Below are 23,282 nucleotides of genomic sequence, written 5' to 3' on the forward strand. Positions count from 1 at the left end.
GAATACGGGTTATTGATAACAATTATGCATCATTGCGAAAAAATTAAAATTAGTGTCAGCAGTACATTTGAGAACGGCTAGCTAATGGGGTTATCATCTTGTTTTGGTGGTGAGTATTTATTTGCGTTGTGTTCTGCAATAGGGGCGAAGTATCCATTAGGCATACGCCAGGTAATATACACCGCCGAATGAGGAGGGGCTTTGTGGATGTAGGCAAATATACCAGTACTCATAATGTAGTCCAAAAGTGGCTCCAGTATATCACTCCGGCGAAACCTGTACGGACCATATTTGATGACGTAATTCTTTTTGAACGGCAAACCATTGTTGGATGCGAATTTATTATGGATCCATTTGGTGAGCTCCTGAACGTCTTGCTGGAATTTGTATTGTGGAGTGAACTGATAAAACCACTCTGCAGTATGACTGAGATACCATTCCATAATAGCCGCTGCTCGATGAAGAGAATCCAGAGAAATAGTCTCATCGTCCTGATTAACGAAGTAGTGAAGCGATGCAGCGATGCGCAAAGTATTCCCACTTGCTTTCATTACCATCGACTTAATGAATGACCATGACGATTCAGTCATTGCTCTTGAAATCCACTCATCGTGTTTACCTTCCCAATATGCAACCGCATCAGGTGAGAGTTTGAGTGTTTTCTTCTTTACTTCCGCGGACCAAATAAGTTCTTTTTGTTTTGCCAGCAATGCAGTAATCCGGGTATGAAAAGCGCATAAAGCTTCCTCATCACGGGAAAACGTATCCTGGCGGTAGCGATAGCTCATGCCTCCGGAAGGATAATTATTGTTGGATGGAATGCTGGCAAACAGGAAGCGAGATAAGAAACCACTGTCTAATGCTTCAGCTCCATGTTTTTTCATATAACTGAGAAAAAGAGATGGCTGCAACATGAGCGATACCGTCAGTGTTGGTTTGAAACTACAGGGCTCGCGATTGCTGCGCTTATAATCATAAACCCCTCCATCCCAGGCCTCGTTATAGAATGCCTGCTGAGCGATAGTGCAATGCTCGAAAAAGCGACTTCCTTCTTCAGACCGTAAAAAAGCGCTCGGATATATGCTCAACCCATCAAGCAGAGCCGCAAGCGAGGTGTCGTTGTATACAAGGATTGGCATAATCGGTTGAATGGGTTTGCGAGCGATATGTTGCTGTAACCTCGCCTGGATGTCCTCAGGATTGTCATCCTTTTTGATTGCGGTGCGGAGTTTGCTTTCCAGAGCCTGCAATTCTGGTTTCCAGACGGCAAAATCACGTCCATAGGTGGCCAGTCTTTCCAGGTATTCCTGCGCCAGTTCAGCCTTCAATGCATCATAGGGTTTCATAACCAGTTTGCTGAGGGTCGTTTTTCCTGAACCCGATTCACCAAGTGTCATAAAGTAAAGTGCTGTCGGCTCTGATGAGCCGTGATTGTTATTGAAAACCTCAATCAGTGACTGGCAGCTGTTTGAGACGGCAGCTAATACCGTGCTGGCTGCTAACACGGCTGAATATTTACTGCCATCCTGAAGATAGCGAATAACATCTTGTAAGATTTGCGGGAAGGCTGTGATGGGAAGGGACGATTCCTCTGACTGGCTTACCAGCTGAGAGAGAGTCGTAATTGGGTTGTAAGTCATATTACCTATCCTGAGTTTATGTCATGAAACGCAACTGATGCGCCTTATCCCGCAGGATAAGGGCATACAGTTGAGGTGGATTATGGGGGCGTCGGTGAAAACACCTCGCCTTGTGAAACGAGAGGTGGGGTCTATGCAGCTCTGCGCTGGAGAACCCATTCATCCAGTTCGGACTCTAGCCATCCAACGGATTGCTTACCTAAGGGGTAGGGCTTAGGAAACGCCGGGTCATGGCGTGGTGATTTGGCATTAAGCCAGTCGTAGATGGTGGAGCGTGCGATGCCGAGTTTGGCCGCAACTGCTCGCATGCGTAGGATTTTTACCGTCTGGGCGTCGGTGGTCATCTTTCTACCTCATTGAACTATATGGATGTAAGTTATTGGTTTAATAACGGCTCTCCGTTATTCAATACCTGAGCCGACTGGCTGGTATACGATGGATGGTAATGAAGTCGAATAGTGTCTAAAATTGGCAATTATTAACTACTTTTTTTGACACTAACTTATGCCAGCCACAACATCCGTACAGAAAGCAGCGTTTGATGCTATCGACAGTCTTCACTTCAGTCAGGTGATGATGAGTCTCATATGCGCAGACCCCGTTGCAGAAGAGTGGTATCGCCGTATTTTTGGCAGAATCAATAGTATCCTTCAGAAGGCAGGGATAACTGCAAAACAGGCCCAGATAGCCAAGCATTATTTACTGAGTGCACTCGAAGTCCACTTGTCTATTGATAGCAACTATTTTTCGGATATAGTTGAGCACAATAATAAAGGTGTTGATGGTGGTGCACCTTATAACAGAGAACTTCTCGAGCAATTGGTTGAACACAACCGAAATTATAGTATCGCTTTACTTTGCAATATTGCTGATTTTAATGGTGTCGACAGGGATTTCTTTTTTCAGGCAACGGAAGAGTTATTTAATGATAAGATATTATCTACCATGCCGCGTTTTATCAGATATCGTCTTACCGAATGTTGCTATGCGCTGGAATATCCTGATGCACCTCTCTTTTTTTATCGTGAGTTGGTGAGTCAGGGTATTGTTTTATGTGGAAAATACTCACGTCATCGTGACCAATTTGTGAAGAGGTCTGATTCAGAATTATCACTTTTGTTCATTCGTACAGGCTTACTTTTTGAGTTTAAGATGCTGCAAAGAGCAGTACAGGTGATAACCTCCCTCAATAAAAATGGTACTCTTGTTTTACCCGCTGCAGATCTCCGAATGTCCTTTACAGAGCGAAAGAACGTAGCTGATTACTATAAAAGACTTGTTGATGTTTGGTTGCTGGAAGATAAGCCTGGTTCCTTTGTGGTTTTTCAGTGTAAAAACGATGTTTCGGGTTTAGATGCTAAAAAACTTCTTAAAAATATGAGCAGATTTTATTTTCATAAACGAATGTTTGATGGTACGCAGGGAAGCTGGCTGGGAACACTGGGAGCATTTGATATTGAGGTTAGCCGTTGGGTAGAACCAGAATTGGCGATTTATTACGAGGGTAATAATAGTCTTACAATTTCAGAAAAAATCAGATCTAAGTTTATGGGGTTTGGTTTTAGTGTATCAGCTAGAAACTTGTATTTGCGGCATAAAACGATAAGAAAAAATAGTTACTCTAAAATTCGATATTATTATGTCCTTTTATTGAATCAGCCATGCATCTTCCCCTGGTATCTTAATGACAATATTTGTTACGACATGGCTCTGGAGTTTGATGGTTATCAAGACTTTGCTGGATAAATAAAATTTAAGGCGAGTCCACTGTAAAAGATTCTCGTTCAGGCGATACACAGGCCTTCAAGCATCCCCGTCTTCGTCATTTTGCTCGGCGCACGCATCATGGCCAAAGCCTCTGCAGCCTTACCGTCGTAGTCATGCAACATCAGTGTTCCGTCGAACAACTGTTTTATGTGTCTGCTGGTACTTATCAGCGCCTTCTGGCGCTGGGGGAGGATCACTCTCAGGAAGGATTTATATTTGAACATAGTTCTTAAACAAGTGGGTTTACGTCATTACGCGAATCTACAGGCCATGCCGATTGCTAACCCGATGCCCAAAAACACTGTGACATGAATCAGTTAGAGTATATTTAAGGATTGGCATTTTTTAGCGAAGCGGTAATATGACTTGCCGTGTCAATTCTTTCTAATTGTGCCTCAACAGCATCAAGGTGGAAGGACTCGAGCTTACGGCGTGGCGCTAAGCTGCTACAGGTTGGCGCGTCCCTATACGGATTGAGAGGAGCCACAATGTCAGCAGCAGACGCCACTACATCATTATCTGGACAGATATCCCTTCGGTTTGTTGAGCTTTGCCAGTTCCGCCGACTTGGTAAGGTCCAGCTTGAGATTGATCCTAAGACTACTATTCTCGTCGGTGCTAATAATAGCGGCAAAACATCAATTCTGGCAGCGCTGCGCCACTTCCTCGCAGATGGCTCGTCATTTGGTGCTTTCGACATCAGTGTTTCTCAATGGCCAAAATTGCGGGAACTTGGAAGAGTTTGGGACGCATTAGAAGAAGACCCGTCTACGTCTGGCGCATCCGAAGGTGAATGGGAAGAGCAACTTGGAACCTTAATTTCGGCGATGCCAACGCTAGATCTATGGTTCGATGCTAAGGCCGGCATGTTCCACTATGTCTCCCCGTTCTTGTCAAAATTCAGTTGGAAGGGGGGCGGGGTAGGTGTCCGATTGCGTCTGGAACCTGCTACGAACATTGAGGATCTGAAGCAGTTGGCTTGGAAGTATCACCTGACGAGAATACCTGTGAAGGATATGGGAAAGGATTCGCTTGCGTGGCCGATTGATCTTCTTGATTTTTGGCTGCGAGAACCTTCTCAACTCGGCCAAGTTCGGGCCTACAAGTTAGATGCCGATAACAACCCTTTGGACGGGATAAAGACCTACGTTAGCCAGGTACTGGATGCTGACTCAAGCCCAATTGATCGTAAGCATCTTCAGAAACTTATAAAAGTAGACTTTGTGGCTGCACAGCGTGGCCTTGGTAGTGAGGAAGCTGATTCCCGGTCTGCTTCTGGCACCCATCGCATAGGTTTATTCTCCAATCAGCTTCTCAAATTTGCTCGACAGCATCTTAATGTGGCAGCAACAGGTCATGGGCACCGAGCTGACCTCATAAAAGCTGTTGCTGATGCCCAGCAGGAACTAGATAAAAAGATTCATGAGGCTATTGGTCCATCGGTAGAAGAGGTTAAAGAGCTTGGGTACCCCGGCTTGCATGACCCCCAAGAGATTCGTTTCCGAACGCGCATACAGACAGCCGAATTACTCGACCATGGGACAGCTGTTCAATACAGCATGCAGAAGGATTCACTAGAAGAGCTTCTCCCGGAATATTCCATTGGTCTCGGTTATCAGAATTTACAGTCCCTTAGTTACCAACTAGTTTCTTTCAAAGCTGCTCGCCTAAATCCTGAAAAGGGCGCTCCCGCACCTGTTCATCTGGTTATGATTGAGGAGCCCGAGGCTCATTTGCACGTACAGGTACAACGTATTTTCTCGGGTAAGGCACATAAGCTCATCAGTCCTAACGGTAGCGATGAGTCAGGTCTTAAAAGCCAACTGATTATCAGTACTCATTCTAGCCATTTAGCTCATGCTGAGAATTTTGACCGGCTACGATATGTTCGCCGCGTTGCCAAGAGTGAAGAACAAAACATGCCTACCACTGAGGTGGTTAATCTTGGGCAAGTTTTTGGTGATGATAAAACAACCCGTCAATTCGCTGAACGTTATTTTCGCGTTCAACACACAGATCTTTTATTTGCCAATGCTGCAATCTTTGTCGAGGGGGTTGCTGAACGAATGCTGTTACCTCTTTTCATTGAAAGAGATTTTGCAACACTCAACAGTCGCTATCTGTCCTTCCTTGATATTGGTGGCAGCCATGCTCATCGGCTAAGAGCTCTCGTTGAAAGACTCCGTATTCCAACTGTAATTATTACTGATATCGATCCAGTTGAAGAAAGACCAGGTAAGCCTAAAAAAAATGGGGATCCGACTACAACCTTAGTTGCTGTGGCTAATACAGGACAACCCGGACTGCAATGTGGGAACCCGACTCTTCGCGGATGGCACCCTAAGTTGCAACAGCTTGAGGATTACAAGAACCCGAAAAATGAGCATCTTGTCTGGAAAGAAATTGCCGAGTGTTCTGTACGTTTTGCATGGCAGTTGCCTGTAGTTGAAGCTGATGGTCAATGGCCAAGTACTTTTGAAGACTCTCTAATTCTGAGAAATATCCCTTGGTTTAAGCAACTTATTGATGAAAAAGTCGATGGCGATGGGAAGCAAATCAAACCGCCGAAGGGAGCACTGGGCTCAGTAGCAAGACAGGTCGCTGAAAATGATAATATTCCAGAACTGCTCGCAGCTCTGCATAAATTAATGCATGGATCTTTTAATAAAGGAGACTTTGCCGCAAGTATCTTTGAAATGGTTGCTGCGGATGAGCCGATAGTCTGTCCTAAATATATCGAGGATGCATTGGAATGGCTCCAGACACAGCTTGAGCCAAGCAAGGAGGTGATGCCATGACTAACTCATCAGCCCTTGACGACAATGATCGCGATGCAGGGGTAGTTGAAGAGATTTGCGGCTACCTTACAGACATACCACCCCGTAACTACTTCCTTTTTGCAGGGGCTGGTTCTGGTAAAACACGAACTTTGGTAGAAGTTTTGCGTCGCCTTACTGGTGTGACTGAGCATGAGAAGGGGGGACAATTAGCACGGTCCCTGAAGATGTATGGGCGTTCGATTAGAGTTGTGACCTACACCAAGAATGCTGTCTCTGTAATCAACAGACGTCTTGGGGACAATAATTTAGTCAGTGTGTCTACCATCCATTCGTTTTGCTGGGAGTTAATTAATGGGTTCAACGATGACATTCGGGAGTCCCTTATAGCAGTAAAAGAAGCTCAACTCGCTAAAGAGACTGCAGAGGCACAAGCGAAACCGAGGGGTATTACTGCAGCAAAACAGCGTGACCTTGACGAAATCACGAATGAAATCGAGGCTCTTCGGACAACTGAAGTATTCAAATACCATCCCGATCGCAATACATATGGACCTGGTGCACTACCACACAATTACGTACTCGATGCTACAGCTTGGTTGCTTCAAAATAAGCCAACACTCCAATCCATTCTCAAAGATCGACATCCAATCATACTGATTGATGAGTCGCAGGACACGATGAAAGGTGTACTGGACTCCTTGATGGAGCTTGCCAAAAAAAGTGAGAGAGATTTGACTCTTGGTCTGCTGGGAGATCATCGACAACGAATTTATATGGATGGTCATGCCGATCTTCCAAGCATTGTTCCGGAAAGCTGGGCAACGCCTGAGTTACAAATGAATCATCGCAGTCAACGACGGATAGTCACACTGATTAATAAAATCTGGGAAACTGAATTTGAAGGCAGGACACAACCAACAAAGGGGTCAGCACAACATCCCCGAACGGAAAAAGCTGGTGGAACGGTTCGGCTCTTCTTGGGGGATACATCACGAAGTCCAGAAGATAAAGTGCTTAGTGAACGCTGGTGCGCTGAGCGAATGTTTGAAATTAGTGGTTTAGCAGATTGGAATCAAGGGCAATATCAGTTGCTTGCGCTTGAGCATAAGCTTGTCGCCACTCGTGGCTCGTTTCTTGATGTCTATGAGGCAATGGTTCTGTTAGATCCCAACGCTGCAGCACCATCTGGCAGTGGGGACAATAAGGGGCCTTCAACAGTACAAATTTTGCTTAATGAGCTGGCGCATTTAGAAGCCTGCGTCAGTGATGAAGGAATCGTTAATGAGTTTAAGGCCACCGAGGTTTTTCGACGTTATGGCGGTTTAGGCAATATGCCTGAGGACTCAGAAGCAAGAGTTGAACGTACTGATGAAATGCTCGAGGCGATAGCGATATTTGCAATGGCTTGCGCCAACTCTGAGTCAACGATCGCTGAGGTGTTAGCGCCAGTCTTGAGTGCAAACTTATTCGAGGTTGATCATCGACTCCTAGAGGCTTATGTCGACAAGTCACCAGCCCCGCAAGCTCCTGGACGTGGTGAGGATGAGTCAAAGCAAACCAGAATGCGCCGCGGATGGTGTGCACTGTTTGCTTCTCCATGGAAACAACTTAAGTGCTATCGGAATTACCTTGCTGGGATTTCAGAGCTCGCAACACATCAGGTAGTTAAAGGCTCTGAGTTCAATCACGTCATGGTTGTAATGGATGATGCTCTTGCTGGTGGGACTCTCATCAAGTACGACAAAATTTTTGGTGGTACGCAGTTAAGTCCAACAGATAAAAAGAATGCAGAGGCTGGTAAGGAGACAACAATTGACCGGACTTTACGTTTGCTGTACGTGACTTGTAGCAGGGCGCAAGAATCGCTCGCCTTAGTGCTTTGGTCGTCCGATCCAGCTGCAGCAATGGCTCGAATCAAGGAGAGTCAATGGTTTGCTGAAGATGAAATACAAATAATCACATAATGCTTCAGACATATTTGATATTAGTTGGAAGATATCGCACTGAATCGCCACAGATCACCTTATGCACTTAAAGAAACGAAAATGTAGCATATGCAGGAATGCTCATATCGGCTGTAACCCCTCTCTCTGGAGGGGGGGCTGTTCTCATTTTGTTCTTGCGCTTGTTTACAAATTCTGGGATCTTTATCGTTAATAAATTAGGAGTAAATACAGTGGCTTATCAATAGCTTGTGTTGTTACTGGAACGCTGAGTTGTAAGCCTCAGTGGCGCGAGATTCATTCTCTCGTTGCACTTATTTGAATGTAGATGACGGTAAGGACATCTAAATAAATCGGACGGGGTTTAGGAAATGGCCAAAGCAAGGATCAAGTACCATGCTAACGAGCATAGCATTTTGTATGGGGAAACAGGGGGATGTTGCCCGCTCTGTAGACTATCTATGATGTTTAAAAAGGCAAACTCTAAACATCCAACTATCGGTTATGAGATTGCTCACATTTATCCTTTAAACCCGAACCCTGCACAAGCAAAAGCTTTGGAACGATATTCAGCTCCAGATGATATTAATGCTCTTGATAACGTGATTCTACTGTGTCCAACTTGTCACACAAAGTATGACAAAGATTTTAAGATTGAAGAATACTCTAGGCTCCGTGATATTAAAGATGGCTTTCTTAGCGAGACGCAGGCAAGGCTTACCGCATCCCAGTATGTCCTTCAGGATGAGGTTAAAGAGATATTGGATCTTATAGCTACTGGTGATGAAAGTTATGGGGACCTGTCTGAAACTAAACTAGATGTTAGTTCACTAAATGAAAAGCTTAAGACTGGTATCAGTCCTTTACAAAAGAGAGAGATTCGGAAAAACGTTATCGATTTTTTCGTACCAATCAGAAACCATATTCGTCTAATCGAGCAGCGGGATCAGGCGGCGATAAGAATATTGCAGAATCAAATAAATTCATATTATCTAGTTATGGAAAGGCTGCATCCCGAAAACAAAGATCTTATTTTTAACTATATCTCAACATGGATATGTTCAAGAACAGGAAAATCTCTTTTAGCATCTCAAATCCTTGCTTCTTTTTTTGTTCAAAATTGTGAGGTATTCGATGCTAATTCCAACTAAGTTTACAACACTTGAAGAGTCCACTATTTTCAAAATGCATGTAATTTTAGAGAATGAAGAAAAAAGCGAGATATTATCTGATTTGTTAGTTAGAACTGCGGGGAGGTTCCAGGATGTTTCAGAGTGTCTACATGCTTTAGACATCCTTTATGTTTTAGGTTTGATTGATTTTGATATCTCGACTGGAACGATAAATTATGCTGACTAAAATAATCTGTTCATTATTAAATCGTGGTGAAATATCTTTTCATGCTGGGTTGAATGTTATTCTTGGTGATGATGATGCCAAAAATTCCATTGGAAAATCTTCTGCATTAATGATAATTGATTTTGCTATGGGAGGAACGTCACTGCTGGAGGATAAGGCTGGTATTATCAAGTCATTGGGGCATCATGCCTATATTTTTGAATTTGATTTTAATGGGGTGAAGTCTTTTTTCAGTCGTTCAACTAATGAACCGAGTATTATCCTGGTTTGTACTAAGGACTATCAAGTTACAGGTAAGATAAGTATTGAAGAATACACGGCTAAACTTAAAAAGTTATATGATTTAGAATATTTAAGAAATAGCTTTCGCTCGCTGGTGAGTCCTTTTAGTCGAATCTGGAATAAAGGTGCTTTGGACCCAGAACAACCATTTTTCAGTGATGCTAGAGAGGCCGCAGGAGTTGCTATTGGACGACTTATCGATCTTTTTGAACGTTCAGATGATATAGCTGAAGAGAAATCTATTCTGGATGCACATAATGAAAGAAAAAAAATCATTTCTAAGTCGATGAGTGAGGGAATAATACCTAAGATTAATAAAACTCAATACAAGGCCAATCAAAGTATTATTACAAGTAAGATGAATACTATTGAAGCTTTAAAGCAGGGGTTTACAGGAGCTCTTAGTGCTTATGAAGCACTTTTCGATGAGAGCCTACGTAAACTGCAACAGCAGAAAAATCAACTGGCTAACCAACGAAACGAAATACTGACAAAAAAAGACCGTATCGAACGAGATCTCTTAGGGATAACACCGAAATTGAGTGCTAATATTGCTCTTGTTCAGGAGTTTTTCCCCAATGTTGATGCTAAACGACTTGAACTGGTTGAGTCTTTTCACCAAAATATTAGTAAAACGGTCCAGAAAGAGCTTAGGAAGGATCTTGCTTCATATTCTGAGCAGATATCAAATCTCAATGTTGAAATTAGCGATTTAGAGGACAATATACGTACCAGTTTAGCTTCCAAAGGAACACCGGATGACTTGTTTGCTCGAGTTTTTGAGCTAAAAGAGTTTGTGGACAAAGCCTCTGAAGAGAACAAGTTTTATGATAAAAAAGAAGCTATTAAGATAGATGTATCTTTATCAAAAAAACGTCTGGAAGATATCTACGACAGTATTTTTCTTGATATTGAGACTTCATTGAATAAAAAACTGAAAGGCTTCAATCAAGTTGTTTATGGGCCGAAGCGAAATGCGTCGCAACTTAGAATAAAAAGTGCAAGTTCATTCAGTTTTATCTCTCCTGAAGACACAGGTACCGGGAAGGCTTACGCTGGTTTAGTTGGCTTTGATCTCGCTATGCTTTCACTCACTCATCTACCATTCATCATCCATGACTCGGTGCTCTACAAGAATATTGAGGTGCCAGCGACAAGAAACATCATTCGAATATTAGCATCAGTGAAGCGTAAGCAGATATTCCTTGCGTTTGATGAAGCACCAAAATTTGGGGCGATGGCAGAGGGATTATTGCGTACTCACACTGTGCTTAAATTGAGCGATAATGAATTGTTATACAATAAGGACTGGAGAGAGCAGCAATAACTTGCTGCGTTATTAGCATTGTGTAAATGCTCTAAAAAATTTTTGATGAAAGTTTGGTTAACACTGGCACCTTAAATCTGAGCTAATACGTCCAAGCTAATAGTTTTCTGTTTATTAGCGCAGATGTTGAAAAAAGGCCTGAAACTTCCCAGGCCTGTTCATGAGTGAAAGCAGATACCCGAGGTTAAGCGCCTGAAGTCGCTTGAGGAAGAGAACGCCAGACTCAAGAAGCTGCTTGCCGATGCTGGATAGTGAGGCACTTCAGGTGGCTCTGGGGCGAAAGTACTGATGACAGACCAGAAGCGGGAAGCCGTTAAGTTTATGTGTGATGCGACCGGTCTGTCGCAACGTCGTGCCTGCAGGCTTACAGGTTTGTCCATGTCGAACTGCCGCTATGAGGCTCAGCGTCCGGCGGCTGATGTGCATTTATCAGAGCGCATCACTAAGCTGGCACTGGAGCGCAGGTGTTTTGGCTACCGCCGTATCTGGCAGTTACTGTGCCGTGAAGGCCTTCATGTTAATCACAAGCGCGTGTATCCGGCGACGATAAGAACGGACCAGGGGCCGGAGTTCACCTGCCGCGCACTGGATCAATGGGCCTTTGAGCATGGTGTTGAGTTACGCTTAATCCAGCCGGGCAAGCCAACGCAGAGCGGATTTATTGAGAGCTTTAACGACGATTTCGCGATGAATGTCTGAATGGGCACTGGTTCAGCGATATCGTTCACGGCAGGAAAATCATTAATGACTGGCGGCAGGATTATAACGAGTGTCGTCCACATACAGCCCTGAATTATCAAACGTCATCAGAGTTTGCAGCACGGTGGTGAAATGAAAAATGTGAAGGTAAACAAACCGACATTACTAACTGACGGTTGTATCTAATACTGGGGGCAGGTCAACAGCCATACTCAAATCCACGCCGTTCAGCATCACTGAATCGATACAAGTTTAAACTCATCGAGGCAGTAACTGTCTCTTTGTGTCAAGAGTTGACGTTCACGAACGACCGGTTCTTACTGGAGCTATGGAGACACATTTTTAAGCGTCAGCAGTATCGGAAATCAGTATCGGAAATATGGACGAAAACTATGCTGTTGCGTAAATTCCAGATTTGCGGGGCTGCCAAACACTGACACATTTTACGTAGTAACGTAAATTGCAAATCGGCGCATGCATTCTCACATTGGGGGAATCTAAAGCGGACGCTTATGAGGGTATCGGCCAGTTAATCTTTACAGTCTTGACTTCCAATAATTACATGCACTAGCTACCATGCAGGTGAGTGGTTACTATCGTGAAGCCGCACTTCCACCTGTCGTACCCAGCTTATCAGCGTTTAGCTGGCTGGTCCTAACTCGAGAGAGAGAAAGCATATGCAGTCAGATCTTATTAAAAAAAGAATCATTGGTAACCTAATCGGCGAGGTCGTCGAGCTGGATGCTTCTTCTCTCGAAATCGTTGGACATAGTCTCATTGAATTGCTCGAGGAAAATCGCCTAATCCATCACGGGCTTAATAAAGAATATAGGCCTGTTGGATACACTGTCGACACCTTTTCGCAAGGTTTCACGGTCGCCGGTGAATACAGCGCAGAGAAAGAGTACTTCCATGGCAAGGTTAGCAAAGCGTCAGCCGGGCAAGATACAGAGGGCGACAATCCCGAAGCCCCCGTTACGACTTACGCTAAGATCGAGAAAGATGTTCAGCATGTCCTTGACCATGCAGCAGGTAAGTTGCCCCAAAAAATCTATCTGATATGTAGCCAGGAGGAGCCAGAATCTTTTCGCGCGAAATTCAATTGCACGGCGATCGCTCAGGAGCATGGAGAGCGTCTTAACATTCTTGATGCACGCGAGTTGGCAAGGCTAATCTTCGAGTTCTCCACGCAGAATCACACGGCTGCTGCTTTCTATACCGGTTTTTTCCCTGGTTTTTCCCAAGACCTCGACAACTATGCCTATTATGGCAAGGCTCCTGCATCATGTGAAAATCACGTCTCCGATGCTGCTGTGGTGGTTGCAATACGCGACCACTTCGCTCAGGGAAACCGTGTTTGTCTACTAACCGGCATCAGCGGCTCTGGTAAGACGCAGGCGACTATCGACTACCTGCATCAGGAAGGTTCGCGTTACGAAAACTACTTATGGATCTCTGGGGGGGACTGGAAGCCGGACTCCTCGCTAAGTTCAGTTCAACGCGCTAGAGGTGGCGTCGCTGTTAATGTGGCGGGCATCTTCAATAACTATAAGACGTTGCTTGTTATCGACAGCTTGGAGCGTGAGTTAGTCGAGAACTCACTTGATGATCTCTCGAAGGGGTTCGAGCGAGGTGGTCATGTAATAGTAACTTCACAGCTCAATCCAGCGAGCAAATCAGTGCTTCATATGCCTACAGCCTCGGCGGAGGTGGCTGCCGCCATTTTGGGCGAGGACAGTAATAGGCTAAGTGCAACAGCAGCAAAATTTATCGAGGCTTGTAGATTCTCCCCCCTTATTCTCGCAACTGTTCGTAAGCTGGTCGAAGCCGAAAACGTACCGCGCGAAGAAGTCTATGAAGAAATACTCGCCGAACCGCAGGTCATTTCAGATAGTAATGGCGCAGCAATTATGGGCAATATCTTGCAGAGATTGGACTCAAGATATCTCCTTGGTCTGCAAAAGATTGCAAACTCTGGATCATTCTCGAATGACGCCAAGTTTCTCGGGCATTTCTTAGGGCACGCCGTAAAGTTTCACCTTCAGCGTCTGTCGATACTAAAACCTGCAGTCGCGCCAGGGCTTCTGTCTGTGCACGACCTCATCTGCCAAGCCGTTCGTGACAAACCAGATGTCGAACTCATTGCCACCGCCGTTTCGCAGTATGTTGAAAAGCACTCGGGGGAGATGCTCCCTAGTGTAATTCGACAGATTCACTTATGCACATCTCAGCTTACGGAAAGCTATAAGCGACGTCAGACCCAGCAGCCAGATTGGCTGACTTACGCTTTGTTGCAACTGGATAGTGGCCGTAACCTTGTAAAAGATCAGGAACTTCATCGCCGAAGTATTCACTGCGGAGCGCCATTGCAAGAGCTGCTTTGTGTCATCGATGCGCAAGAGGCATTTGCCTATTCACTGGATCATGACGCTCGACTTCAGTACTTCAGTGCTTGTGCAGAAGAATATGGCAAGGCTCAGCAAGGAGATCCAGCATCTGAAGAGAATCTCGAGCTTTTGCACCATCAGGGCAAGGCATTGCGCCGCTGCGGTAGATTTGAAGAGGCTCTGAGCTGCTTTCAAAAGCTTCTAGAGATTCGTCCCGAGTGGCATGCAACTTATCTGCAGATTGCGCATATGGGGACACAGAACAAGGCCGACGAATCAATTAAAATGGCGGGAGCGCATGCAATGCAAACTCTCGTCGAGCGAGTTATCGCAGCTCCGTGGGATGTTCCATTACGAGTCTCATTAGCATCCGTCGCGCGACTTCGCTCCTATTGGAAAGTTGCCAACGAGGCGGTGAGCAATACTGAGCAGGTGCAGTCTCTTGCAGATGTGATTGCTCTGTCGGCTTTAGAAGGACTAGACCAATTTTATGAGGCCTACCTGTCTTTCACCTCCATTTTTGCCTATCAGCATCCGGAGATTTGCGTGGCGCTGGCTGAGGGATTCCCAGAGATTCTCTCCATGCCACCCGAATTGGTTGATAAGAGCCAATGGATTAGTGCGTGCGAGTCGCTTGGTAATACTGCAGTAGCAGCAGGCGAAGCAGGAAAGACTGATTTACGCGATAGAATCACGGCGGCCGGGGTTGTATTTGCGACGGCACTAGGGAGTAAACCTGGATTCAGGAGTTATGACGCACGCGCAATCGCCAAAATGTACCTTTTAGCCGGAATGTCGGATGAGGCGTTGGATACAATCTTGAAGATTCCGCCTGAAGTCCTCAACATGGACCATTGGCTATTGTATCGCAAGGCAGAGGCAGAATTAGGAGTTGGCAAACTTGGCGATGGATTGAAGACCGCTGAACGTGCTCTTGTGCTTGCCAAAGACGATAAAAAAGGGCTTGAGCGCATCGCTAGTTATCATGAGTTGCTTAGTAAATGCCATGAAGCATTGGGGGCAACAGAGGCTGCAATCGAGCAAACGGAGGCCGCGCTGGAGGCGTGCCAGGCAGGGAAGTATAAAAATGCGTTGGTGGGGAGATTGGAAGAGCTGAAGCGGCGAGAAAGCACCCATTTACCGGGGGCTTAGGATTTTCCTGGTCCATTCTTGAACGGATGCAATTGGTCGTTTACAGCCTGTCAAGACAAGCAGAAAACTGCCATGTGTTTGCTGTCGTAACACACAGCAGTCACTCCCTAGCATCCCTAAGTTGATCCTAATATGTGTTAGACAGTCGATTAGATTCTACTGTCGCTGTATTCAAAAGTGCTGATAAGTTCAGCATGATAATTACACGGAAATTTGATGAACATCTTTGATTTCGACCAAGGCAATGCTGGTGAGAATTTGGCTGCAAGTGTGTTATCTCTAATTTTCAATGGAGAAGCTCTACGTGAGACCATGCGTGGAGAAGGAATAGGGGCCCTTGATCTTCAGTTGAAGTATCCAGTCAATTTTCCCAGCCCAACCCACGCACAAGTAGCAGTGCAAGTTAAAACCGGATCAAGCTTCGGGCGGTGGACGCCGACAAAAAATCGATGGCGCTTACAGAATATTGATAAAGATCACTTGAGAAAGTGGAAAGCTACCAATCAACCCGTAATTTTAATTTGGGTACGCCTTGATCCAGAAACAAAGATTTACTGGAAGCTCATCGACAAAAAAACGCCAATTGAGACCTTATCAGTTTCTGAAAATCACATTCTGACACCAGCCTCCAGATTTGAAATCGAGCGACTTATACATAAACAGCGCGAACCTATACGTGGAATGGGAAGGTTTACCGTTCCAGTATTCACCACTACTGCTCAAGTACGAGAATGGTCTCGTCCTAGATTTTCTAAAATCCGAGGAATTGTATCCAGCTGCCTTGGAACGATATCCATCAGCAATTATGCATGGCGACATCTAACAAGAATAACACGAGCCCAATCGCATATTCGAGATAGCTTGACAGTCTTGCCATTTGCCAAACAAATACTCGGAAAAACTCCGCACCAGATCCAAACTCTGCCTGGAACAACAGTGCAGAATGGAAACAAGATCTTCGTAAATAGAAAAGTGCTGGCGGTGTATAGAAACGTGCATTTCTCAGATAAAGGCAACTGCGTAGTATATGTAAGACTAGATGAGCAAATCATCTATGAAGACAACTGGAAGGAAAGAGCTTTGATTAGGCAGAAAGTCTTTCAAGAGCTTAGGCTGGAAAGCATTTATAGGAAAACAACGAAGAATTAGGGCGCGTCCCCCCTCTTCACAATCCTGTCCTACTCGCAGACATAAATGCCTTTGAGATCAAACACATACCTGAGAAGCGCGTGTAGGTATGATCGCGCGCGAGAGCCGGGGAGCGCGCGATCAAATTACAGGATACACCGATTTTGTCAAGAGAAGGCTCTGGCTATACTTGCAAAGCGAAGAGACCTTTTGAGTCAAAGCTGACCACCCTGATTCGATTGTAATCTACCTACTAAATCGGTCAGGGCTAATGCTATTTTTTACAGGGAAACTAGTCATTCAAACCAGTCCAACTAGAAACTTAGCCAACGAGTTTGAACACCCTCTTCCCGTTTTCAACACTACTTCCGCTGTCGGCCTTGCTTACCAAATCAGCCCACCATTGCATCATCGGTCGCCGTTGCTCAAGATAATCACTACGGTTATAAGCGCGACGTACCTCATTTTTGTCTACATGAGCCAGTGCTGCCTCAATAACATCAGGAGGAAATCCTTCTTCATTGAGTGCCGTACTGGCGATAGAACGCAAACCGTGAGATACGAGTACGCCTCCTAAACCAGCGCGCTTGAGTGCCGCATTCACAGTCTGGCTGTTCATCGGCTGGGTTGGTTTGATGCGACTGGGAAAGATAAACTCTCGGCCACCACTGAGTGACTTCATCATTTCCAGAATAGAGAGAGCCTCATCGGATAGTGGAACCGTATGGTCCCGGTTCATCTTCATTCGAGCAGCAGGAATTTTCCATTCGTTAGCATCAAAATCGATCTCATCCCATCGAGCCTCCGCGGCTTCGGCAGGACGGGTAATGGTGAGAAGCTGCCACATGAACAGACACCGCGTGGACACACTGATACTTGCAGTACGCATGGTCTGCATTAGCTGCGGAAGTTGGTCCGGGCGGATGCTTGGCATGTTCTTCTTTTGCGGTTTCTCGAATGCTTTCCCGATGTTCACGCTGGGAACCGCATCAATCAGGCCTGTGTTCTGCGCATAAATCATGACTTCGTTAATACGCTGACAAAGGCGGCGAACAGTCTCTAATGCACCTCTGGCCTGAACCGGCTGAACAGCTTTAACCAGAGTATGAGCCTTAATCTCAGTGACGCTGATATCACCGATTGCTGGGAAAACATCTCTCTCAAGCGAACGCCAGATATCGTCGGCATAGTCCTCTGTTACGCTGGCTTTCTTCACATTCCACCAACGCTCGGCAACTAACAAGAAGGTGTTGATTTTGGCCTCTTGTGAATTCCTCACCTGTTCTTTCTGGTGTTCCTGAGGATCAATATCTTTTGCCAATAAAACTCGAGATTCGGCTCTGAGTTTACGCGCATCAGAAAGTGAGACAGCAGGGTAGGCACCGAAGCTCTGCTTGGTTCGCTGCTTTGTCAGAGGTCGATAGTAACGGAACTGCCAGAGCTTACTACCGCTGGACTTGATTAACAGAGTAAGCCCGTCACCATCATACAGCTGGTAATCGGCATCTTTAGGTTTGGCGGCTTTGATTTCCGTATCGGTTAACGGCTTGGTTTTTCTTGCCATGGGAGTCTCCATGCGTTTAGGCCCAACGAAAACAATAGAGCTTTTCGTTGGGCCTATCAATGGGCCTAAAATGTTCGGATTTAATTAGTTCTCTTCGGACTTCGCGGGACAAATTGAGGGCACAAAAAAGCCCGCAGGGCTTGCGCCGTGCGGACTCTTAGGACTTCATCGGATGACTCTGGTAATCACCGATGGAGAATTTTGGTGGAGCTGGCGGGAGTTGAACCCGCGTCCGAAATTTCTACATCCTCGGTACTACATGCTTAGTTTGTCTTTACATTCGCACGCCAGCTGCGGACAGACACGCCACTAACGAACTAGCCTGATTAGTTTTAGCACTTCAACCCCAGGCAGGGCATCCGCGCGATCTCTTTTGGGTTTGACCTCTCTTGATCCCCGTCTTAAGAGCGGAAGCTAGGGAGAGAGGGCTCTTAGCAGGTTATTAAGCTGCTAAAGCGTAGTTTTCGTCGTTTGCGACTATTTTTTTGCGGCTTTTTACGAGGCAAACCGCCCCTCGGCATGCACCTTGGGTTTCGCAAATCCCGTCGAATCCAGAATCAGCCCCAATAGTGTTGAACTGAGTATACCAGATTTCACTTCCTGGATACCAGCCCGGAACGCTAACTTATTGAATCGCTCAATAAGTATCCTGAAATTAACGACCTGCGTGCTTCATGATACGCGCTTTATCGACCTGCCATTCGCGATCTTTAGCATCGTTACGTTTGTCGTGCTGCTTCTTACCTTTCGCGACGCCGATTTTCACTTTGCACCAGGCGTTCTTCCAGTACAGAGACAGGGCCAGCACGGTATAACCTTCGCGATTGATGCGCCCGAAAAGGGAATCCAGCTCGCGCTTGTTCAGCAGCAACTTACGGGTGCGGGTTGGATCGCATACGTAGTGCGAAGAGGCGACCGTCAGCGGCGTAAAGTTTGCGCCAAACAAAAAGGCTTCGCCGTCTTTGAAGATCACATAGCTATCACCAATATTGGCTTTGCCGGCGCGCAGCGATTTTACTTCCCAGCCCTGCAATGCAAGGCCTGCTTCGAATTCTTCTTCGATGAAATACTCATGGCGAGCACGCTTGTTAAGTGCAATGGTCGCCGAACCTGGTTTATGTGCTTTTTTCTTCGTCATAGGTGTCGTAAAGCCGTCGGTAATCTGATTTCAAAAAGTCACCTCATTGCGTCCTGTGAGGTCTAACGCGCTATATTAGCACGAGATGAGGCTTAGCGTTTTTTTAACAGGTGATAAATGTTATTATTTGTCCGTTGTGTGACCATGGAAAATGCTATGCCTCAGATTAGCCGTACTGCGCTTGTCCCCTTCAGCGTGGAACAAATGTATCAGTTAGTGAACGATGTTCAGTCTTATCCGCAGTTTATTCCGGGATGTACCGGTAGCCGGGTACTGGAATCTGGCCCGACGCAGATGACGGCGGCCGTGGATGTCTCGAAAGCGGGGATCAGTAAGACGTTCACGACCCGCAATACGCTGACCGATAATCAGAGTATTTTGATGCATCTGGTCGATGGCCCGTTCAAAACCCTGATGGGGGGCTGGAAGTTTACGCCACTGAGCGCTGACGCCTGCCGCATTGAATTCCATCTCGATTTTGAATTTACCAATAAGCTGATAGAGCTGGCGTTTGGCCGTATCTTCAAAGAGCTGGCCTCAAACATGGTTCAGGCGTTCACCTCGCGGGCCAAAGAGGTCTACAGTGTCGCATAAGATTGCTGTAGAAGTGGTGTACGCGCTGCCGGAAAAACAGTATCTGCAACGCGTTACGCTTGAAGAGAATGCAACGGTTGAGGACGCCATTCGTGCCTCGGGGTTGCTTGAGCTTCGCAGTGATATCGATCTGGCAAAAAACAAAGTCGGTATCTACAGCCGCCCGGTAAAACTGGGAGGTGTGCTGAAAGAGGGCGACAGGGTGGAGATTTATCGACCGCTGATTGCCGACCCGAAAGAGCTGCGTCGCCAGCGTGCGGAGAAATCGGGTAAGTAGTTTTGTTCCCCTCACCCTAACCCTCTCCCCAGAGGGGCGAGGGGATAAAAGAAAACAAAAAAGGTGCTCATTGAGCACCTTTTTGCATTTCTGACCTGATTATTTGGTCAGCGCAGGTTTGTTGTCGATGTTAGTCAACACGCCGCTGCTGTTGAAGGTCAGCGTCAGGGTCTGCTGGGTCACATCTTCATGACCAGGCTGCTGACGGAATACATAGAACCAGGTGTTTGTGCCGAACGGATCGGACATCATCGGGGTTCCCAGTGCATAAGCGACCTGCTGTTGTGTCATCCCTACACGGATTTTGGACACATCGTTAGGGGTAAGGTAGTTCCCCTGGTTGATGTCAGGACGGTAAACCACTTTCTCCAGAGTGGAACAGCCTGCGGTCAACATCAGAAGAACCGCTGCGGCAGCGGTCAGCGTTTTACAGCGCATAGTGATTTGATTCCTTTTCGGGCCCGAGCAGTACGCGGCTCATATGTAATATGCCGATGATAATAGACCTTGCCCCACTTTGAAACTGGTCTGGCGGCGTTTTTGTTGTTCTCTATGACTCTGAGATCCCGAAAAAGTTTAGGCAGCCAGCAGTTCTTTCGCGTTCGCGAGGGTGTTGCGCGTCACTTCACTTCCCCCCAGCAGGCGCGCCAGCTCCTGTAAACGCGAGCGCTTATCTAAAGGCTTCATGTGCGTTTCGGTCATTTCGCCATCAGTTTCTTTGCTGACGATAAAGTGGTGATGACCACAGCCAGCCACCTGCGGCAGGTGGGTGACACACATTACCTGAGTGGATTCACCCAACTGGCGCAGCAGTTTGCCTACCACGGCCGCCGTTGGGCCGCTGATCCCCACATCCACTTCATCGAAAATGAGCGCCGGGGTTTCCATTTTACGTGCCGTAATCACCTGGATGGAGAGGGCGATACGGGACAGCTCACCGCCAGACGCCACCTTAGAAATGGCCTGTAAGGGCTGACCAGGGTTTGTGGTCACCCGGAATTCGATACGGTCCGCACCTTCAGCCGTCAGGGTGTTTTCTTCAAAGCGAACATCAATCGTGAACACACCGTGCGGCATTGCCAGCGTGTGCATACTCTCGGTGATGTGCTGGCTTAATTCCTGCGCATAGTGCTGACGGATGTCGTGCAGCTGTTTTGCCGTCGCCAGCGCCTGCTGATGATGTAGATTCACCGCCAGCGTTAAGGTTTCTTGCGAGTCGGCCTGGTCGTCGAGCTGCTGCTGTTCATCCAGCAGGCTCTGATAAAAGGTTGGCAGCTCTTCCGGTGATACATGATGTTTACGCGCCAGAGAAATCTGGCGAGAGATGCGTTGCTCAAGCTCAAACAGGCGATTAGGGTCGAGATCCAGTCGCTCACAATAGTGGCGCAGTTCATCGCCCGCCTCAGAAATCTGGATGGCGGCCTCTTCCAGCATATCCAGTACGCCAGAAAGTTTGCTGTCCATGCCTGCCAGTTCGGTGACTAACTGGCGTACGTTATACAGCTGGCTTTGCAGGTTAACGTCTTCGCCATCCGCCAGCAGGTTCAGGGCATTTTGGCTGGTTGAGAGCAAATGGCCGCTGTTGGCCAGACGCTTGTACTCTTCGTCGATTTGCTCGAATTCCCCTGGCTGCGGGTTAAATTCGTTCAGCTCTTTTAGCTGATAATCAAGCAGCTCAGCACGTGCGGCACGCTCCTGACTCAGTTGCTGGTGCTGAGCAAGCTCACGGCAGCTCTGGTGCCACTGGCGGTAGTGTTCTGCCATCAGTTGAGTAAGTGCATACTCACCCGCGTAGCCGTCGAGCAGGGCTTTTTGCTGCTCGGGCTTAACAAGCTGTTGGTGAGCGTGCTGGCCGTGGATCTGAATCAGTAACTGGCCAAGCTCGCGAAGCTGGGAAAGTGGTACGGCCGTGCCATTGATGAAGCCACGAGAGCGGCCATCACTGCTGATCACACGGCGAAGTAAACACTCACGCCCATCTTCAAGCTGGTTCTGTTCCAGCCAGCGCTGAGCGGCGGGGGTATCTTTCAGTGAAAAGCGGGCGCAGAGATCGGCGCGGTTTGCGCCAGTACGCACCATGTCGCCTTCAGCACGCCCGCCCAGGCACAAGCCGAGAGCATCAATGGCAATGGATTTACCTGCACCGGTTTCCCCGGTGATAGCCGTCATGCCACTGTGGAAGTCGATTTCAAGTTCACGAACAATGGCGAAGTTGCTGATGGTCAGTTGTGCCAGCATAATTGTTTTCCTGTATGAAAAACCATAACTGTGTTTTCATACAGTATAAACTGGTTTTATATACAGTAAAGTGCTGGATGCAAAATCAGAACAATTTTTTTGACCAGCCGAGTTTAGAACTTAATGTATTGAAATAGCTGTAATCTTTCGGGTGGATCAGATTCAGGTGGTAATCGCAGCGGCGAATTAACACGTCTTCACCTTCCTGTATAGGCAGCGCGATTTGGCTGTCACAGCTGATCTCCAGGTCATTGCGGCGGTGCGAGAAGCGCAGGCGAATGGTGCTGCTGCCGTTGATGACCAGCGGACGCGCAGAAAGCGTATGCGGGAACATGGGCACCAGCGTGATCGCATCCAGCGACGGCGTTAAAATGGGGCCGCCCGCAGAAAGCGAGTAGGCGGTAGAACCCGTCGGCGTTGAGATAATCAGCCCGTCCGAACGCTGCGAAAACGCAAAGATCTCATCGATATAGACCTCGAATTCAATCATATGCGCCACTTTACCAGGGTGGAGAACCACTTCATTAATGGCGGTGCTGATGCGTTTCTGGCAGTCCTGTTGGCACACTTGTGCCTCAAGCAGGAAGCGTTTCTCACTGATATAGTGGCCTTCCAGAACGTCGGCAAGCTGTTGCTGGGCGTTGTCCGGGTCGAGATCGGTCAGAAAACCAAGGTTGCCACGGTTAATGCCGATAACTTTGATATCGTAGCGCGCCAGGGTGCGGGCTGCGCCCAGCATGTTGCCGTCGCCGCCGACCACGACGGCGAGATCCGCCTGCTGGCCAATTTCTGCCAGCGTACCGGTTCTGACGCTCTTGAGCTGTAGCTCCTGCGCGATTTGCTGTTCGACCATCACGTCATAGCCTTTGGCGCACAGCCAGCGATACAACATTTCATGTGTCGTCAATGCGGTAGGGTGACGCGGATGCCCGACGATCCCAATACACTTGAAATGATTATTCATTTTCTGGAGGTCCTTGTGCCTAATGAATGATGACAATCTGTCT

17 protein-coding genes, 1 other RNA gene and 1 pseudogene are annotated in these 23,282 nt (G+C 46.9%); 11 read left to right on the top strand and 8 right to left on the bottom strand.

The features are described 5' to 3' along the window. Positions 1-77: 77 nt before the first annotated feature. Both F3J30_RS14600 and F3J30_RS14605 read right to left on the bottom strand, forming a co-directional pair. Positions 78-1,640, bottom strand: a complete 1,563-nt coding sequence (locus tag F3J30_RS14600; RefSeq protein ID WP_166717694.1) for a YfjI family protein — start codon at positions 1,638-1,640, stop codon at positions 78-80. Positions 1,641-1,771: 131 nt separating this feature from the next. Then, positions 1,772-1,984: an AlpA family phage regulatory protein gene (locus F3J30_RS14605; protein ID WP_166717695.1), complete on the bottom strand. Its 213-nt coding sequence runs from the start codon at positions 1,982-1,984 to the stop codon at positions 1,772-1,774. A 160-nt stretch (positions 1,985-2,144) separates the two neighbouring features. Here F3J30_RS14605 and F3J30_RS14610 point away from each other — a divergent pair, with 160 nt between their 5' ends. From F3J30_RS14610 to F3J30_RS14645, 9 genes and pseudogenes are all read left to right on the top strand, one after another. Further along, complete coding sequence (locus F3J30_RS14610) at positions 2,145-3,386, top strand: hypothetical protein (RefSeq protein WP_166717696.1); 1,242 nt, start codon at positions 2,145-2,147, stop codon at positions 3,384-3,386. Positions 3,387-3,895: 509 nt separating this feature from the next. Then, positions 3,896-6,205 (top strand): AAA family ATPase, encoded by a 2,310-nt coding sequence (locus F3J30_RS14615; RefSeq protein WP_047059529.1) that lies wholly within the window; start codon positions 3,896-3,898, stop codon positions 6,203-6,205. After that, a complete protein-coding gene (locus F3J30_RS14620; protein ID WP_047059530.1) occupies positions 6,202-8,151 on the top strand; it encodes a UvrD-helicase domain-containing protein in 1,950 nt (649 codons plus the stop codon). The genes F3J30_RS14615 and F3J30_RS14620 overlap by 4 nt, the downstream gene beginning before the upstream one ends. Positions 8,152-8,501: 350 nt before the next feature. Continuing rightward, positions 8,502-9,281 (top strand): ABC-three component system protein, encoded by a 780-nt coding sequence (locus tag F3J30_RS14625; RefSeq protein ID WP_086527710.1) that lies wholly within the window; start codon positions 8,502-8,504, stop codon positions 9,279-9,281. Between the two features lie 34 nt (positions 9,282-9,315). Continuing rightward, a complete protein-coding gene (locus F3J30_RS22730; RefSeq protein WP_307720221.1) occupies positions 9,316-9,489 on the top strand; it encodes an ABC-three component system middle component 7 in 174 nt (57 codons plus the stop codon). Further along, positions 9,479-11,098, top strand: coding sequence for a DUF2326 domain-containing protein (locus F3J30_RS14630; RefSeq protein WP_086527712.1), 1,620 nt, complete (start codon positions 9,479-9,481; stop codon positions 11,096-11,098). The genes F3J30_RS22730 and F3J30_RS14630 overlap by 11 nt, the downstream gene beginning before the upstream one ends. Before the next feature lie 171 nt (positions 11,099-11,269). Continuing rightward, a pseudogene (locus F3J30_RS14635) lies at positions 11,270-11,928 on the top strand (integrase core domain-containing protein); the annotation flags it as partial. 546 nt (positions 11,929-12,474) lie between these two features. Continuing rightward, a complete protein-coding gene (locus F3J30_RS14640; protein ID WP_166717697.1) occupies positions 12,475-15,336 on the top strand; it encodes a tetratricopeptide repeat protein in 2,862 nt (953 codons plus the stop codon). A gap of 216 nt (positions 15,337-15,552) precedes the next feature. Next, positions 15,553-16,485 (top strand): DUF4365 domain-containing protein, encoded by a 933-nt coding sequence (locus F3J30_RS14645; protein WP_101506694.1) that lies wholly within the window; start codon positions 15,553-15,555, stop codon positions 16,483-16,485. Positions 16,486-16,786: 301 nt separating this feature from the next. Here F3J30_RS14645 and F3J30_RS14650 read toward each other — a convergent pair whose 3' ends face one another. The 3 genes from F3J30_RS14650 to smpB all read right to left on the bottom strand — a co-directional run bounded on the left by F3J30_RS14650 (position 16,787) and on the right by smpB (position 19,166). Next, a complete protein-coding gene (locus F3J30_RS14650; RefSeq protein ID WP_137469059.1) occupies positions 16,787-18,028 on the bottom strand; it encodes an integrase in 1,242 nt (413 codons plus the stop codon). A gap of 202 nt (positions 18,029-18,230) precedes the next feature. Next, positions 18,231-18,593, bottom strand: a transfer-messenger RNA (tmRNA) gene (gene ssrA, locus F3J30_RS14655). Positions 18,594-18,683: 90 nt separating this feature from the next. Beyond that, complete coding sequence (gene smpB / locus F3J30_RS14660) at positions 18,684-19,166, bottom strand: SsrA-binding protein SmpB (RefSeq protein ID WP_014071418.1); 483 nt, start codon at positions 19,164-19,166, stop codon at positions 18,684-18,686. A 156-nt stretch (positions 19,167-19,322) separates the two neighbouring features. On the opposite strand from smpB, the gene F3J30_RS14665 reads away from it, so the two are divergent. After that, on the top strand, positions 19,323-19,760 hold the full coding sequence (locus tag F3J30_RS14665; RefSeq protein WP_041162109.1) for a type II toxin-antitoxin system RatA family toxin: 438 nt from the start codon (positions 19,323-19,325) through the stop codon (positions 19,758-19,760). After that, positions 19,750-20,037, top strand: coding sequence for an RnfH family protein (locus F3J30_RS14670; protein ID WP_166717698.1), 288 nt, complete (start codon positions 19,750-19,752; stop codon positions 20,035-20,037). The genes F3J30_RS14665 and F3J30_RS14670 overlap by 11 nt, the downstream gene beginning before the upstream one ends. A gap of 99 nt (positions 20,038-20,136) precedes the next feature. On the opposite strand, the gene bamE is transcribed toward F3J30_RS14670, so the two are convergent. From bamE to nadK, 3 genes are all read right to left on the bottom strand, one after another. Next, entirely contained in the window at positions 20,137-20,475 is a 339-nt protein-coding gene (bamE, locus tag F3J30_RS14675; protein WP_014071415.1) for an outer membrane protein assembly factor BamE, read from the bottom strand. 138 nt (positions 20,476-20,613) lie between these two features. Beyond that, a complete protein-coding gene (gene recN / locus F3J30_RS14685; protein ID WP_014071414.1) occupies positions 20,614-22,275 on the bottom strand; it encodes a DNA repair protein RecN in 1,662 nt (553 codons plus the stop codon). Positions 22,276-22,360: 85 nt separating this feature from the next. Continuing rightward, positions 22,361-23,239 carry an NAD(+) kinase gene (gene nadK / locus F3J30_RS14690; protein ID WP_041162108.1) on the bottom strand — a complete coding sequence of 293 codons (879 nt, stop codon included), beginning with the start codon at positions 23,237-23,239 and terminating at the stop codon, positions 22,361-22,363. Positions 23,240-23,282 lie beyond the last annotated feature (43 nt).

The sequence above is a fragment of the Enterobacter sp. Tr-810 genome (assembly GCF_011752765.1).
Taxonomy (GTDB): Bacteria; Pseudomonadota; Gammaproteobacteria; order Enterobacterales; family Enterobacteriaceae; genus Enterobacter; species Enterobacter soli.

Excerpts from the sequence above, each read along its gene's own strand:
- F3J30_RS14600 (WP_166717694.1), bottom strand. The coding sequence starts at position 1,640 with ATGACTTACAACCCAATTACGACTCTCTCTCAGCTGGTAAGCCAGTCA.
- F3J30_RS14605 (WP_166717695.1), bottom strand. The coding sequence starts at position 1,984 with ATGACCACCGACGCCCAGACGGTAAAAATCCTACGCATGCGAGCAGTT.
- F3J30_RS14610 (WP_166717696.1), top strand. The coding sequence starts at position 2,145 with ATGCCAGCCACAACATCCGTACAGAAAGCAGCGTTTGATGCTATCGAC.
- F3J30_RS14615 (WP_047059529.1), top strand. The coding sequence starts at position 3,896 with ATGTCAGCAGCAGACGCCACTACATCATTATCTGGACAGATATCCCTT.
- F3J30_RS14620 (WP_047059530.1), top strand. The coding sequence starts at position 6,202 with ATGACTAACTCATCAGCCCTTGACGACAATGATCGCGATGCAGGGGTA.
- F3J30_RS14625 (WP_086527710.1), top strand. The coding sequence starts at position 8,502 with ATGGCCAAAGCAAGGATCAAGTACCATGCTAACGAGCATAGCATTTTG.
- F3J30_RS22730 (WP_307720221.1), top strand. The coding sequence starts at position 9,316 with ATGCATGTAATTTTAGAGAATGAAGAAAAAAGCGAGATATTATCTGAT.
- F3J30_RS14630 (WP_086527712.1), top strand. The coding sequence starts at position 9,479 with ATGCTGACTAAAATAATCTGTTCATTATTAAATCGTGGTGAAATATCT.
- F3J30_RS14640 (WP_166717697.1), top strand. The coding sequence starts at position 12,475 with ATGCAGTCAGATCTTATTAAAAAAAGAATCATTGGTAACCTAATCGGC.
- F3J30_RS14645 (WP_101506694.1), top strand. The coding sequence starts at position 15,553 with ATGAACATCTTTGATTTCGACCAAGGCAATGCTGGTGAGAATTTGGCT.
- F3J30_RS14650 (WP_137469059.1), bottom strand. The coding sequence starts at position 18,028 with ATGGCAAGAAAAACCAAGCCGTTAACCGATACGGAAATCAAAGCCGCC.
- smpB (WP_014071418.1), bottom strand. The coding sequence starts at position 19,166 with ATGACGAAGAAAAAAGCACATAAACCAGGTTCGGCGACCATTGCACTT.
- F3J30_RS14665 (WP_041162109.1), top strand. The coding sequence starts at position 19,323 with ATGCCTCAGATTAGCCGTACTGCGCTTGTCCCCTTCAGCGTGGAACAA.
- bamE (WP_014071415.1), bottom strand. The coding sequence starts at position 20,475 with ATGCGCTGTAAAACGCTGACCGCTGCCGCAGCGGTTCTTCTGATGTTG.
- recN (WP_014071414.1), bottom strand. The coding sequence starts at position 22,275 with ATGCTGGCACAACTGACCATCAGCAACTTCGCCATTGTTCGTGAACTT.
- nadK (WP_041162108.1), bottom strand. The coding sequence starts at position 23,239 with ATGAATAATCATTTCAAGTGTATTGGGATCGTCGGGCATCCGCGTCAC.